This is a genomic window from Acetanaerobacterium sp. MSJ-12, assembly GCF_018917875.1.
Taxonomy (GTDB): domain Bacteria; phylum Bacillota; class Clostridia; order Oscillospirales; family Ruminococcaceae; genus Bittarella; species Bittarella massiliensis.
The window spans coordinates 69,871-83,248 of the sequence record NZ_JAHLPK010000003.1 but is presented as its reverse complement, the minus strand read 5'-3'; the positions used below and the strand labels follow the sequence as shown (position 1 = coordinate 83,248).

Annotated in this window: 12 protein-coding genes and 4 tRNA genes; 5 read left to right on the top strand and 11 right to left on the bottom strand. The window is 64.0% G+C overall.

Features of this window, described 5'->3' with window-relative positions; all coding sequences use genetic code 11:
* Positions 1-112: 112 nt before the first annotated feature.
* The 3 genes from KQI11_RS04095 to KQI11_RS04085 all read right to left on the bottom strand — a co-directional run bounded on the left by KQI11_RS04095 (position 113) and on the right by KQI11_RS04085 (position 875).
* A tRNA-Val gene (locus KQI11_RS04095) sits at positions 113-189 on the bottom strand.
* 47 nt (positions 190-236) lie between these two features.
* Positions 237-312 (bottom strand) — tRNA-Ala (locus tag KQI11_RS04090).
* Between the two features lie 125 nt (positions 313-437).
* Positions 438-875 (bottom strand): Lrp/AsnC family transcriptional regulator, encoded by a 438-nt coding sequence (locus KQI11_RS04085; RefSeq protein ID WP_185915249.1) that lies wholly within the window; start codon positions 873-875, stop codon positions 438-440.
* A 341-nt stretch (positions 876-1,216) separates the two neighbouring features.
* On the opposite strand from KQI11_RS04085, the gene KQI11_RS04080 reads away from it, so the two are divergent.
* The 4 genes from KQI11_RS04080 to KQI11_RS04065 all read left to right on the top strand — a co-directional run bounded on the left by KQI11_RS04080 (position 1,217) and on the right by KQI11_RS04065 (position 5,790).
* A complete protein-coding gene (locus KQI11_RS04080; RefSeq protein ID WP_216401178.1) occupies positions 1,217-2,605 on the top strand; it encodes an aspartate ammonia-lyase in 1,389 nt (462 codons plus the stop codon).
* A 100-nt stretch (positions 2,606-2,705) separates the two neighbouring features.
* Entirely contained in the window at positions 2,706-3,872 is a 1,167-nt protein-coding gene (locus tag KQI11_RS04075) for an NAD(P)-dependent malic enzyme (RefSeq protein ID WP_185915251.1), read from the top strand.
* Positions 3,873-4,415: 543 nt separating this feature from the next.
* Complete coding sequence (locus KQI11_RS04070) at positions 4,416-4,829, top strand: hypothetical protein (protein ID WP_216401177.1); 414 nt, start codon at positions 4,416-4,418, stop codon at positions 4,827-4,829.
* Between the two features lie 88 nt (positions 4,830-4,917).
* The gene (locus KQI11_RS04065) at positions 4,918-5,790 is read left to right on the top strand and encodes an MBL fold metallo-hydrolase (protein ID WP_216401176.1); all 873 of its coding nucleotides are present in this window, start codon (positions 4,918-4,920) and stop codon (positions 5,788-5,790) included.
* 103 nt (positions 5,791-5,893) lie between these two features.
* Here KQI11_RS04065 and KQI11_RS04060 read toward each other — a convergent pair.
* The 8 genes from KQI11_RS04060 to KQI11_RS04025 form a co-directional block, all read right to left on the bottom strand.
* A tRNA-Ala gene (locus KQI11_RS04060) sits at positions 5,894-5,969 on the bottom strand.
* A 282-nt stretch (positions 5,970-6,251) separates the two neighbouring features.
* A tRNA-Ala gene (locus tag KQI11_RS04055) sits at positions 6,252-6,327 on the bottom strand.
* An 85-nt stretch (positions 6,328-6,412) separates the two neighbouring features.
* The gene (locus KQI11_RS04050; RefSeq protein WP_216401175.1) at positions 6,413-7,639 is read right to left on the bottom strand and encodes an MFS transporter; all 1,227 of its coding nucleotides are present in this window, start codon (positions 7,637-7,639) and stop codon (positions 6,413-6,415) included.
* A gap of 137 nt (positions 7,640-7,776) precedes the next feature.
* The gene (locus KQI11_RS04045; protein WP_353653909.1) at positions 7,777-9,192 is read right to left on the bottom strand and encodes an aminopeptidase; all 1,416 of its coding nucleotides are present in this window, start codon (positions 9,190-9,192) and stop codon (positions 7,777-7,779) included.
* Positions 9,174-9,773: a dephospho-CoA kinase gene (gene coaE, locus KQI11_RS04040; protein WP_216401174.1), complete on the bottom strand. Its 600-nt coding sequence runs from the start codon at positions 9,771-9,773 to the stop codon at positions 9,174-9,176. Before coaE ends, KQI11_RS04045 begins: the two co-directional genes overlap by 19 nt.
* Complete coding sequence (locus tag KQI11_RS04035; protein ID WP_353653908.1) at positions 9,766-10,809, bottom strand: L-threonylcarbamoyladenylate synthase; 1,044 nt, start codon at positions 10,807-10,809, stop codon at positions 9,766-9,768. The genes coaE and KQI11_RS04035 overlap by 8 nt, the downstream gene beginning before the upstream one ends.
* A gap of 2 nt (positions 10,810-10,811) precedes the next feature.
* Positions 10,812-11,882 carry a peptide chain release factor 1 gene (prfA, locus tag KQI11_RS04030; RefSeq protein WP_216401328.1) on the bottom strand — a complete coding sequence of 357 codons (1,071 nt, stop codon included), beginning with the start codon at positions 11,880-11,882 and terminating at the stop codon, positions 10,812-10,814.
* An 80-nt stretch (positions 11,883-11,962) separates the two neighbouring features.
* Complete coding sequence (locus tag KQI11_RS04025) at positions 11,963-12,172, bottom strand: DUF951 domain-containing protein (protein ID WP_216401173.1); 210 nt, start codon at positions 12,170-12,172, stop codon at positions 11,963-11,965.
* A 230-nt stretch (positions 12,173-12,402) separates the two neighbouring features.
* Between KQI11_RS04025 and KQI11_RS04020 the strand changes: the two genes are divergently transcribed.
* A complete protein-coding gene (locus tag KQI11_RS04020; protein ID WP_286172528.1) occupies positions 12,403-13,347 on the top strand; it encodes a S1 RNA-binding domain-containing protein in 945 nt (314 codons plus the stop codon).
* The last annotated feature ends 31 nt before the right edge of the window (positions 13,348-13,378 follow it).

Genomic DNA, 13,378 nt, shown 5'->3' with positions numbered 1-13,378 from the left:
CCATCCGGCGCGACAAAAAAGCGTTTCACAAAAACACCCCCGCACCAAAGGCGCGAGGGCGAAACAAAAATGGGCAGAAAAAAACAGTCCGTCGAAACGGACTGTACAAAAATGGTGGAGACGGAGGGACTCGAACCCACGACCTTTCGGATGTGAACCGAACACTCTAACCAGCTGAGCTACGCCTCCATATTTTTTTGTAAAGGAATCAAGCGGCAAATTGCGGCTGATCCAGGTGGTGGAGACAGTGGGAATCGAACCCATGACCTATACGTTGCGAACGTATCGCTCTACCAACTGAGCTATGCCCCCAAATGGATTTGAAAGGCGGCAAAGCACGGGAAGCAACCCGGCAGCACCGCGACTGCAAGAGATATTATATCACAATGGGATAAAAATGCAACCCCTTTTTTTCCTTTTGCGCAAAAAATCCTCCCCTACAAGAGGGGCTCTACCTCCCGCGGCTCCACCACGGTGGAGAGGACGATCTGGGTCTGGGTCTTCCCATAGCGCTGCAGCGATTCGACAAAGGAATCCACCTGGCCGGTGGTGGCAAAACAGGCCTTGAGGAGCATGGAGTAGGTGCCCGCCACATGGTAGCACTCGGTCACGTTGGAACAGCCCTTGACGAATTGGGCAAAGGCGGGCTGGTGCTTGGGGAGGATGGCGATGTTGATGAGGGCGGTGATGGCGTAGCCCAACCGCTGGGGGTCCACCAGCGCCCGATAGCCGGTGATGACCCCCCGCTGCTCCATCCGCTCGATGCGGGCCGACACCGCCGGCGGGGAGAGGAAGACCGCCGCTGCGATCTTTTTGAGGGGGGTGCGGGCGTCTCTCTCCAAAATCTCCAAAATCTGTCTGTCAATGGTGTCCACCGATTGTGCCTCCCCCACTTGCCCCCTCCCGGCAGCTGCGGAAGGGGGCTTTTTCCCTTTTATTATACCGGCCTCCCCCGCCCTTTGGCAAGTGAAAAAAACGGCGGCTGACAACTCCTTCACAAAGGTGAAGAAAAGAAGGTCGAAGCCCCCTTTGCCTTTTCTTTTTTTCGCCGCGCCCCCCATTTTGATGGCTTTGTTTTCCATTGCCCGCAAACCCTTTACCCCCGCCCGACCCCGCCGTATACTGAAGGCGAAGTGAGGGGTCAACGCCCCGCAGCAGCAAGGTCGAAGCGGACCGCCAAACGCCGCCCGCCGCCCTTTATAAGGAGGAAGCCCTTATGAATACCCGCACCGAATCCGATTCCATCGGCACCCTGCAGGTGCCCGCCGACGCCTACTATGGCGTGCAGTCCCTGCGGGCCAGGCAGAATTTCCCCATCACCGGCCAGCGGATGCACACCCGCTTTATCCACAGCCTGGCGCAGATCAAAAAGGCTGCCGCCCTGACCAACTGCGCCGCCGGCAAGCTGGACCAGCGCCGCTGCGACGCCATCTGCAGCGCCTGTGACGACGTGTTGGCCGACCGGCTGATGGACAGCTTCATCGTCGACCCCATCCAGGGCGGCGCCGGCACCTCCGCCAACATGAACGCCAACGAGGTCATCGCCAACCGGGCCATCGAACTGCTGGGCGGGACCAAGGGCGACTACTCGGTGGTCCACCCCAACGACCACGTCAACATGGCCCAGTCCACCAACGACGTCTACCCCACTGCCGGCAAGATGACCGCCCTCGCCCTGCTGCCCGAGGTGCTGGGCGAGCTCGACCGGCTGGCCGCCACCCTGCGGGGCAAGGCCAGGGAGTACGACGACGTGGTGAAGATGGGCCGCACCCAGCTGCAGGACGCGGTGCCCATCCGCCTGGGCCAGTCCTTCGGGGCCTACGCCAGCGCGGTGGAGCGGGCGGCCGCCCGGCTGCGCCGGGCCGAGTCGGAGCTGGAGACCATCAACATGGCCGCCACCGCCATCGGCACCGCCGTCAACACCACCCGCTACTACCGCGAGCACATCGTCCCCACCCTGGCAGAGGTCAGCGGCCTGCGCCTGACCCAGGCGGAGGACCTGATCGACGGCACCCAGAACATCGATTGCTTCGTGGCCGTCTCGGGCGCCCTCAAGGCCTGCGCCGTCACCCTCTCGAAGATGGCAAACGACCTGCGGCTCCTCTCCAGCGGGCCCTGCACCGGGCTGGGGGAGATCTCCCTCCCCGCCAAGCAAAACGGCTCCTCCATCATGCCGGGAAAGGTCAACCCGGTCATCCCCGAGGTGGTGACCCAGGTGGCCTTCCTCATCGCCGGGGGGGACGGCACCATCACCATGGCCGCCGAGGCCGGCCAGCTGGAACTCAACGCCTTTGAGCCGGTGGTCTTCTTCACCCTCTTTTTGGAGCTGGATTCCCTGCGGGAAGCCGTGCGCACCTTCACCGACAACTGCGTCAGCGGCATCACCGCCAACCGCGAGCGCTGCCGCCAGCTGGTGGAGGAGAGCGTGGGCATCGTCACCGCCCTCTGCCCCGCCATCGGCTACCAGCGGGCCGCCAGCCTCGCCAAAGAGGCCCTCAAAGTCCACCAGCCGGTGCGCAAACTGGCGGAGGAAGAGCACCTGTTGGACGAAAAGTCCCTGGAGGAGCTGCTCGACCCCCTCTCCATGACCACCCCAGGGGACTGATGGGAAAAGAGGGTGCATCCCGCACGCGAGTGCGGTATACTTGAAGAAGAGAAAACAAGGCCGCCCCCTTTCGGGGCGCATACAGAGGAGGAGACAAGCGGTGAATTACTTTGAAGAGTCGCTGAAGGCCCACGAGAGATATAAGGGCAAACTGTCGGTGGTGTCCAAGATGAAGATCGAGAACAAGGACGATTTGAGCATCGCCTACACCCCCGGCGTCGCCCAGCCCTGTATCGAGATCCACAAGGACCCGGAAAACGTCTACCGCTACACCAGCAAGGGCAACTTCGTGGCCGTGGTCACCGACGGCTCGGCCGTTCTGGGGCTGGGCAACATCGGCGCGGCCGCCGCCATCCCGGTGATGGAGGGAAAGTGCGCCCTCTTCAAGGAGTTTGCCGACGTCGACGCCATCCCCATCTGCATCGACAGCCAGGACGACGACGTGATCGTGGAGACGGTCCGCCACATCGCCCCCACCCTGGGCGGCATCAATCTGGAGGACATTGCCGCCCCCCGCTGCTTTGCCATCGAAAAGCGGCTGCAGGAGGAGCTGGACATCCCCGTCTTCCACGACGACCAGCACGGCACCGCCATCGTCGTCTGCTCGGCCCTCATCAACGCCCTCAAGGTGGTGGGAAAAGAGCTGGGTGAAGTCAAGGTGGTGGTCAACGGCGCGGGCGCTGCCGGCACCGCCATCTCCCGGATGCTGATGGACATCGGCATCCGCCATCTGACCGTCTGCGACCGCTTCGGCATCCTCAACCGGCAGGAGCCGGAGAAACTCAACCCCAGCATGCTGGCGCTGGCCCAGCTGACCAATGAGGAGTGCTTGAGCGGCACCTTGGCCGACGCCCTGAAGGGGGCCGACGTCTTTGTGGGGGTCTCCGCCCCCGGCATCGTCAGCCGGGAGATGGTGGCCTCCATGGCCAAAGACGCCATCGTCTTCCCCATGGCCAACCCCAACCCCGAAATCACCCCCGACGAGGCCAAGGCCGGCGGGGCGCGAATTGTGGGCACCGGCCGCAGCGACTACCCCAACCAGATCAACAATGTGCTGGCCTTCCCCGGTCTCTTCCGGGGGGCGCTGGACGCCCGCGCCGCCCGCATCACCGAGGGGATGAAGGTGGCCGCCGCCTTCGCCATCGCCTCCCTGATCCCCGAGGATGAGCGGGGGGAGGAGAACATCATCCCCAGCCCCTTCTGCAAAGAAGTGGCCCCCGCCGTCGCCAAGGCCGTGCGGGAGGCATGGGAAAAAGAAAACCGCTGATTTTCCCTCTTTTTAAAAGAACCCCCTCCCTTTTATGCCCGGGCCGCCAGCCCGGGCATTTTTCTGTCCCGCCGGCAGGCCACCTTTCCTTTTGTCGGCACATAGGATACCGCGACCACATCTGTGAAAGCGAGGTTTTATCTTATGTGCAACCGCAATTGTTCATCTCCCTGTCCCAGCTGTCCGCCGCCCCGGCCGACTTGCTGCTGCCCTGGACCCACTGGGCCGCAGGGGCCGCGGGGTTGCCCTGGACCCGCCGGGCCCAGGGGCCCACAGGGCGCAACCGGTCCTATCGGGCCACAGGGGCCCATGGGGTGGCCCGGCGATACCGGACCCATGGGTCTGCCGGGCAAAACTGGCGCCACCGGTCCGCAGGGGCCGTGGGGTTGTCCCGGACCCACCGGCCCACAGGGGCCGAGAGGGTGCCCCGGGTCCACCGGCCCGCAGGGGCCGAGAGGATGCCCCGGACCCACCGGTCCACAGGGACCGAGAGGATGTCCCGGGCCCACCGGGCCGCAGGGAGAACCGGGTGCCACCGGCCCTGTGCCCGACCGCTCTTATGCCTTCTTCTACCAAAACGGCACCCTTCATGTCAGCGGCCTGTACGGTGGGCTGCCCATTGAGGGGGAAGGCCCCCGCACAGAGGATATTTTCCCCGATTACGGGATCTTCCACATCCTTCGCCCCGGCGTCTACTGGCTCAATTTCAACCTCAACCTCCCGCGCGCCTCTGCGCTGCGCACCCGCTTTACCCTGCAGCTCAACGGGACCGACCTGTCCGGCACCTTCCTGCGCATTGAAAAGGAGGCCGGCGAGCCGGGCTTCTACGCCATGCAGGCGCTCATCCGCCTGGAGAGCGCCTCCAGCTTCCGCCTCTCCTCCTCCAACACCTTCACCGTCTCCTCCGCCGATCCCGACGACACCCTCGCCACCCTGATCATCCACCAGGTGGAATGACCCCCTGCCGCCGGGCGCTCTTTCGTGCTATAATGGCAGCAGGCTTTTCCAATCGACCCAAACGGGTCAAACAGAAAGGATGTCTGCCATGCTGCGCCAGCTCACCCCTCACGTCTTTGTGATGAAACACAACCACGACACCGACCGCCCTGCCCTGGGTCTCATTGCCGGGAAAAACGCCTCTCTGGTGGTGGACGGCGGCAACTCCCCCGCCCACGCCCGCGCCTTTTTACAGGGCATTTCGGCCCTTGGCGTGGCGGCCCCGCGCTATCTGGCCCTCACCCACTGGCACTGGGACCACGTCTTCGGCGCGCCGGAGATGGGCCTCACCACCCTGGCCAACCGGCGCACCCAGCCCCACCTTCTGCAAATGGCTGGCTACACCTGGGACGATGATGCCCTGGCGCGCCGCGTCGCCCAGGGCGAGGAGATCGCCTTCTGCGCCGAGAACATCAAAAGGGAATTTGGCGCGCAGCGCGCCATCGCCGTGCAGGGGGCCGACATCCTGTTTGACCAGACCCTGACGGTGGAGCTGGGCGGCCTCACCTGCCAACTGATCCACCTGGGCGGGGAGCACAGCGAGGACAGCACCGTTGTCTACTGCCCCCAGGAGGGGGTCCTCTTTCTCGGGGACGGCCTCTGCCAGGAGATGTTTCACGGGGAGTGGAGCTACGACCTGGCCGACTACCGCGCCCGGATCGACAAAATCAAGGACCTGCCCTGCCGCTTTTACGTCAACTCCCACTGGGACGTGCAGGGCGCCGACGAATTCACCGCCTATTACCGGCGGCTCATCGCCCTCGGCGAGCTGGCGGGCGAAAGCACCGACCCAGCCGACGCCCTCGGCCGCTATCGCCGCGCCCACGGGGGCGACCCGGACGAGGAGACGGAGGGGGACCTCCTCTCCTTTGTCCACGGCAACCGCAAGCGGCAGGCGGCCAAAAAAGGCAGTCAGCAATAAAGAGAAGGGGCGCACCAAATGGTGCGCCCCTTCTCTTTCCCTCTGTCCTTTGCCCCGCAAAAGCAAAATGGCCCGGCAACCGATGTTGCCAAGCCATTTTTTCTGGTGGAGCATAGGAGGATCGAACTCCTGACCTCCACACTGCCAGTGTGGCGCGCTCCCAGCTGCGCTAATGCCCCAGATGTCTACTGCTTTTTTCGACTTTTATAGTATACCAAACCGAGTGGTTTCTGTCAACCGTTTTTTTGCCTTTTCTGCAGAATTCGCTTCTCCTCCCCCCCTCTGCGCCCGGCCGGCGGGAAGCGGGGGAAAGAGAGGGGCAGACTGCAGATCCGTGTCCTCTTTGTCGGCGCACAGAGAGGGCAGCACGGCGCTCTCCTCCCCATTTCAAACGGGTTAAAAGGCGGGTTGTCCAAAAAGCAAAAGCCGCACAACAAAAGCTTTGTTGTGCGGCTTCTCTCTGGTGGAGCATAGGAGGATCGAACTCCTGACCTCCACACTGCCAGTGTGGCGCGCTCCCAGCTGCGCTAATGCCCCAGACGCTCTGCCGGTTTGACCCGGCAGTAGCTATTATAGCAAATGGGAATTGTCTGTGTCAACACCTTTTTACAAGAAATTTCACTCAATTTTTCCCGGCGGATGAAGGGGTCGCCTCCTTCTTCAAAAGCCCCTTTTTCTGGTAGGCGCGGAAGCTGAAAATGCTGGTCACCGCCGCCAGCCCAAAGGAGAGGGCCCCAAACCAAAAGGGCAGCTTGGCGCCGACGGTGTAGATCAGCCCCGCAAAGAGGGAGCCGCCGATCATCCCCACCGCCTTGACGGCGTTGAAGATGCCCGAGAGCTCGCCGCTGGTCTTGCCGGTGGTGGTGTCGCTGGTGACCAGGGTCTGCTGCATGGGGATGTACATCACGTTAAAGAGGTAGAAGATGACGTTGGCGGCGATGAAGGGGGCGGTCCCCGGCACCAGGCAGACGGCCACCAGGGTCGCCGTGCAGAGGCCAAAGACCGGGACGATGCTGCGGCGCATGTCGGTCTTTCTCGCCAGCCAGACATTGACCGTCAGGTTGATGAGCAGGCCGATGATGCCGATGGCCGCCTTGATGATGCCGTTGTAGGAGGGGGGGAAGCCCAGCTCCGCCTTGATGTAGTAGTTGAAGGCGTTGTCGTAGTCAATGGTGGCAAAGTTGGCGAAGAAGACCGCCGCCAAAAAGAGGCCCAGCGGGGCGGACATCCCCTTCCCCATGGAGATGAATGCCTTCAGGGGGTTGAGGCTCTGCTTGGGGGCGTTCGGCGCCGTCTCGGGCAGCTCTTCGGCCACCAGCAGGGGCATCAAAATGGCGACCAGGGTGATGCCGCCCACCTGCAGGGCAAAGTCCCAAAAGACCGAGCGCTCGCCGATCACCCCGCCCAGCAGGTAGCCGATGGCGGTAAAGACCGAGGTGAGGGCCGCCAGATAGCTCATCCGGGAGGCCAGCTTTTCGGGCTCGCTGTTGTTGGTCAGGTAGGCCATGATGGCCACCATGAAGCCGCCGGCAAATGCGCCGCCGAAAAACCGGGCCAGCAGGGTCATGGCCGGGGTGGTGGCGAGGCCGAAGAAGAGCTGGCCCAGCCCGTAGCCAAAGGCGGTGATGCCGAACATCTTCAGGTGGCCGATCTTGTCGCCCACCACCCCCCAGATGGGGCAGAAGAGAAAGTTGGAAAAACTCATGGCGGCAAAGGCCACCCCGAACATGTAGTCGGGGAACCCCAGATCCTTAAACAGGGTGGGGGTGATGGGGTGGATGAAGTTGGAGAGGGTCACCTGCACAGCATACAGGGCAAATAGCAGGGCGATGCTCTTTTTCTTTTTCAAGGGTCAAATCCTCCTCTTGTTGTCGCGGCACAGGCGGGCGGCAGAGCCGCCGCTGGGAGCCCGCTCGCCCATGCCCTCAAAAAGCGGGGGCAGCACCCCCGCTTTTTGGCGCCTCCCCCTCAGGGAGACAAAATCACTTACTTGTAAAACGCCCGGAAGGCCCGGTAGGCCATGTAGACGTCCAGTTTGGACACCACCTCGAAGGGCGCGTGCATCGAGAGCACCGGCACCCCCACGTCGATGACGTCCACGTTGAGGTTGGCGATGTAAAGGGCCACCGTCCCGCCGCCGCCGGCGTCGACCTTGCCCAATTCGCCAGTCTGCCAGAGCACATTCTCCTGCTCCAGCAGCCGCCGCACATAGCCCACATACTCGGCCGATGCGTCGGAGGTGCCGCCCTTGCCGCGGGAACCGGTGAATTTGGTGACCACCACGCCTCGGTTGAGGTAGGCGGTGTTCATCGGCTCGGTCACGTCGGGGAAGGTGGGGTCGTAGGCCGCGTTCACGTCGGCCGAGAGGCAGCGGGAATGGGAGAGGACGTCCCGCCCGTTGGCGCCAAAGCAGGCCGCCAGATCGGCCACAAAGTATTTCAGGTAGGAGGAGTTCAGGCCGGTGTTGCCGTCGCTGCCGGTCTCCTCCTTGTCCGCCAGGATGGTGACGGTGGTGTACTCGGGGGACTGGGCGGCCATCTCGGCCATGAGGGCGGTGTAGGCGCAGACCCGGTCGTCGTGGCCGTAGGCGCCGATCATGCTGCGGTCAAAGCCCACGTCCTGCGCCTTGAAGGCGGGCACCATCTCCAGCTCGGCCGAGAGGAAGTCCCGCTCGGTGATGCCGTACTTCTGGGCCAGGATCTGCATGATGTTCAGCTTGACCTTCTCGGACACCTTGTCGTCCAAGAAGGGGCGGCTGCCGATGAGGATGTTCAGCTCCTCCCCCTTGACGCCGTCGCCCAGCGTCCGCTTCATCTGCTCGGCGGCCAGGTGGGGCAGCAGGTCGGTGACGCAGAACACCGGGTCGTCGGCCGACTCGCCCACGCAGACCGGCACCACTTCCCCGCTCTGCTTGACGATGACGCCGTGCAGGGCCAGGGGGATGGCGGTCCACTGGTACTTCTTGATGCCGCCGTAGTAGTGGGTCTTGAAGAGGGCCAGGTCCTTCTCCTCGTAGAGGGGGCGCTGCTTCAGGTCCAGCCGGGGGGAGTCGACGTGGGCGGCGGCGATGTGCACCCCCGCGCTCACCGGCTGGCGGCCGATGGTGCAGGCGATGATGGCCTTGCCCCGGTTGTTGAGAAACACCTTATCCCCCGGCTGGTAGGCCGTCTGGGACACAAAGGGGCGGTAGCCGTTTTGCTGCAGCATGGCGGTGACCTGGGCGGCCACCTCCCGCTCGGTCTTGCCGCAGTCGAGAAACTGCTTGTAGTTTTCGCAGAACAGGTCGGCCTGGTAGATTTCCTCCGCGCCCACCTTTTCCACGCCGTTTCTGTCGTCCATCAAAAGCTGTTTGGCCAGCTCTTGGCCCTGGGACAGCTCGTTCATCACAATCGCTCCTTCCATCTGCGCAGCGCCTCCCCTGCCGCCTCCTTGGCCGCCTGGGGGCCCGCGCTGTTGTCGATCACCCAATCTGCACGGGCGGCGTAAAAGCGGTCCTCCCGCTGGCTCGCCACCCGATCCCTGGCCTGGTTTTCCGATATATTGTCCCTCGCGACGATCCGCTTTATCCGCTCGGCGGCGCTGCAGGTGACGGCCACCAAAAAGCCGCAGAGGTCGGCGGCCCCCGTCTCGATGAGGGTCGCCCCGTCCACGATCAGGGGCATCTCCCCCTCTGGCCAGCCGTCGATGGTCTCCTTTAGGGCCCGCAGGATGCGGGGGTTGACGATCTCGTTGAGGGCGGCCAGCTTTTCCGGGTCGGAAAAGACCAGCGGCCCCAGCTTCCCGCGGTCGATGACCCCGTCCCTGACACAGCCGGGAAAGGCGTCGCCGATCTCCCCTATGCAGGCGGGGTCCCCGTCCATCACCTCTTTGGCAAAGGCGTCGCAGTCGATGGCGGGGCACCCAGCCTCCCGCAGCCAGCCGGTGATCAGGGACTTGCCCGCCCCGGTCTGGCCGGTGACGCCGATGACCCGGACCCTATCCAAGGTCGATCACCTCGAAGGCGGCGGCCCGCAGCAGCCGGTTGTAGACGGCCAGGGCCACCCCCTCCTCTTTGGGGGAGCGGGCGTAGACCGTCTTGGCCCCCAGATCGTCAAAGTCCCGCAGCACCGCAAAGAGGTGTCTGGCCTGCTCCTCGTCCGACTCCCGGTGCCCATAGGGCACCGCCGGCACCGGGAGGGGCCCCTCCTCGCCATCAAAGCACATGGCGTAGACGCCCGGCCCGGCGTGGTCTTTCAGGTAGGCGCAGTAGGCGGGAAAGTCCCCCTTTAAAATCACCACGTTCGCCTTGGGGGAGTAGTGCTTGTACTTCATCCCCGGGGAGGCCGCCACCTCCCCCTCTCTCAACATGTGGAGGATGGCCGGGGACGCCTCGCAGCGGCCCAGCACCCCCCGCAACTGTTCCAGGGTCACGGCGCCGGGGCGCAGCAGCTCCGGCACCGGGCCGGCCAGGGAGATCACGGTGGACTCCACCCCCACCTGGCAGTCGGGCCCGCAGACGATGCCGTCGATCTTGCCCGTCAGGTCCCGCTGCACGTGGCGGGCGGTGGTGGGGCTGGGATAGCCCGACAGGTTGGCCGAGGGGGCGGCGATGGGCACCCCCGCCAGCTCGATGAGCCGGTGGGCGATGGGGTCGGAGGGCATCCGGACGGCCACCGTGTCGAGCCCCCCCGACACGGTGGTGGAGACCCGCTCGGCCTTGGGGAGGATGATGGTCAGCGGTCCCGGCCAGAAGGCGTCGGTCAGCGCCTGCGCCTCCGGCGGGAAAGCGGCGTAGAGCTCCTTTGCCATCTCCACCCGGTCCACGTGGACGATGAGGGGGTTGTCCTGGGGGCGGCCCTTGGCCAAAAAGACGTTTTTGATGGCCTCCTCACAGTCGATGCTGGCCCCCAGCCCGTAGACCGTCTCGGTGGGGATGGCCACCACCTTCCCCGCCCGCAGCATGGCGGCGGCCTCGGCCAGCTTGGCGTCGTCGCGGTCGATGTCTTCTATGACAAACAGCTTGGTGTCGATCTCACTCACCCCTAATCCTGTGCCTTGAGCTTCTCCGCCTGGTCGGCGGTGATCAGGGCGTCGATGATCTCGTCCAGCGCACCGTTGAGGATGGCCTCCAACTTGTACAGGGTCAGCCCGATGCGGTGGTCGGTGACCCGCCCCTGCGGGTAGTTGTAGGTGCGGATGCGCTCGGAGCGGTCGCCGGTGCCCACCTGGCTGCGGCGCTCGGCGGCGATCTCCTCCTGCTGGCGGCGCATCTCCCCCTCGAGGATGCGGGAGCGCAGCACCTTCATGGCCTTGTCCTTGTTCTTGTACTGGCTGCGCTCGTCCTGGCACTCCACCACAATGCCGGTGGGCAGGTGGGTGATGCGGATGGCCGACTCGGTCTTGTTGACGTGCTGGCCGCCCGCGCCGCCGGAGCGGTAGGTGTCGATCTGCAGGTCGGCGGGGTTGATGTCCACGTCCACCTCTTCGGCCTCGGGCAGCACCGCCACCGTCACCGTCGAGGTGTGGATGCGGCCGGCGGCCTCGGTCTCGGGCACCCGCTGCACCCGGTGCACCCCGCTCTCAAACTTCAGGCGGCTGTACGCCCCGTCGCCGTTGATGGCGAAGCTGATCTCCTTAAAGCCGCCCAGCTCGGTCTCGCTGGCGTACATGATCTCGCTCTTCCAGCCCTTCTGCTCGGCGTACATGCTGTACATCCGGTAGAGGGTGTTGGCAAAGAGGGCCGCCTCGTCGCCGCCGGCGCCGCCGCGGATCTCAATAATGACGTTCTTGTCGTCGTTGGGGTCCTGGGGCAGCAGCAGGATGCGCAGCTCCTCCGCGGTCTGCTCCAGCTTTTTGCCGCTCTCGTCCAGCTGTTCGAGGACTATCTCTTTAAAGTCCTTGTCCAGCCCGCCCTCGTCGAGCATGGCCTTGGCCTCGTCCCGCTCCTGCCGGGCGGCCATGTGCTCGCGGTACTTCTCCACAATGGGGGTCAGCTGTTTGTGCTCCTTCATCAAGTCCCGATAGCGGTTCTGGTCGGTGACCACCGCCGGGTCCATCAGCAGCTCGTTGAGCTGCTCAAAGCGCTCTTCCGCCGAGCGCAGCCGGTCAAACATATCTGCCATATCTCTTCTTCTCCAACTCTCTGTTTTGTATTTTTACCTGTGTGGGAACATAGCATGTTAGGGTGCAGTCGCTACGATCCCCCCTGCGGCCCCTCTTCCCGCGGCAGGGGGAAGAGCTTCTTGATGTTCTTTTCGCACTTGGAGCGGGGCAGCTCCACCACCCGGCCGCAGCCGGTGCACTGGATCTTGAAGTCCATCCCCGCGCGCAGCACAACGAACTCAAAGGAGCCGCAGGGGTGCTTTTTCTTCATCTGCAATTTGTCTCCGACCCGAATGTCCATCTCTCGCCACACGCCCCTTTCCCAAATCAATAACAGCCGAAAAGCCCTTTTGCCGCCGTGGGACAAAAAGGCCGAATTGCCTTCCCTATTATAAAGGGTTTTCCCCGTTTTGGCAATCTTTATCACCGCTTCCAGCAAATTGGGCGGGCGGCTTTCCCGCGGCTCCCGGCGCATATTTCCCGCCCGGGCGCTCATATACTGATACAGTAAGAAAAAAGGAGGGTTTCACGTTGAATTGTTATGCACCGGAAGGCATGCCCTCGGGCAGGCAGCCTGCCCACTTTGACTGCACTGCCAACATTTCCGAAGCCATCGAGTCGGGGGCCGTGCTGGAAGGCATTGCCCAAAAATGCGACAACAGCTACAATCTCTACATAGATCTGGGGGCCGCCATGGGGGTGCTGCCCTTTCGCGAGAGCGCCGTCGGCGCCGATTTGGGGAAGGTGCGGGAAATCTCGGTCATCTCCAAGGTCAACAAGCCGGTCTGCTTCTGCATCACTGGGCTGCGCGAGGGGGCCGACGGCAGACCGGTGGCCGACCTCTCCCGCCGGCTGGTGCAGGAGGCCTGTCAGCGCGACTACCTGGACCGCCTCGCCCCGGGAGACATCATCGACGCGGCCATCACCCATTTCGAGCCCTTCGGCGTCTTTGTGGACATCGGCTGTGGCATCGTCTCCCTCCTCCCCATCGACTGCATCTCCGTCTCCCGCATCGCCCATCCCCGCGACCGCTTCACCCCCGGCCAGTGGCTGCGGGCGGTGGTCTCCGGGCGGGACGGCCTGGGCCGGATCACCCTCACCCACAAAGAGCTGCTGGGCACCTGGCTGGAAAACGCCGCCTCCTTCTCCCCGGGGGACACGGTGCCGGGGGTGGTGCGCTCGGTGGAGAGCTACGGCATCTTCATCGAACTGCTGCCCAATTTGGCGGGCCTGGCGGAGGTGCGGGAGGGCATCCACCCCGGGGACACCGTCTCGGTCTACATCAAGAGCATCCTGCCGGAGAAGATGAAGATCAAACTCATCATCATCGACGACTTCCCCGCCGGGTCCTGCCACCAGTCCCGCCCACCCCTGCACTACTACTGGGAGGGCGATCACATCGACGCCTTTTACTACTCCCCGCCCAGCTGTCCGCGGGAGATCGCCACCGTCTTCACCCCCCCATCCGGCTGCTAGCGCGCCGCCAAAAAAGGAGGGCCGCCAGGGA

Bases quoted from the DNA above. Each gene is read 5' to 3' on its own strand.
- KQI11_RS04080 (WP_216401178.1), top strand. From the start codon at position 1,217: ATGAATACCCGCACCGAATCCGATTCCATCGGCACCCTGCAGGTGCCC.
- prfA (WP_216401328.1), bottom strand. From the start codon at position 11,882: ATGTTTGACCGGCTGCGCTCGGCGGAAGAGCGCTTTGAGCAGCTCAAC.
- KQI11_RS04045 (WP_353653909.1), bottom strand. From the start codon at position 9,192: ATGGAAGGAGCGATTGTGATGAACGAGCTGTCCCAGGGCCAAGAGCTG.
- KQI11_RS04065 (WP_216401176.1), top strand. From the start codon at position 4,918: ATGCTGCGCCAGCTCACCCCTCACGTCTTTGTGATGAAACACAACCAC.
- KQI11_RS04025 (WP_216401173.1), bottom strand. From the start codon at position 12,172: ATGGACATTCGGGTCGGAGACAAATTGCAGATGAAGAAAAAGCACCCC.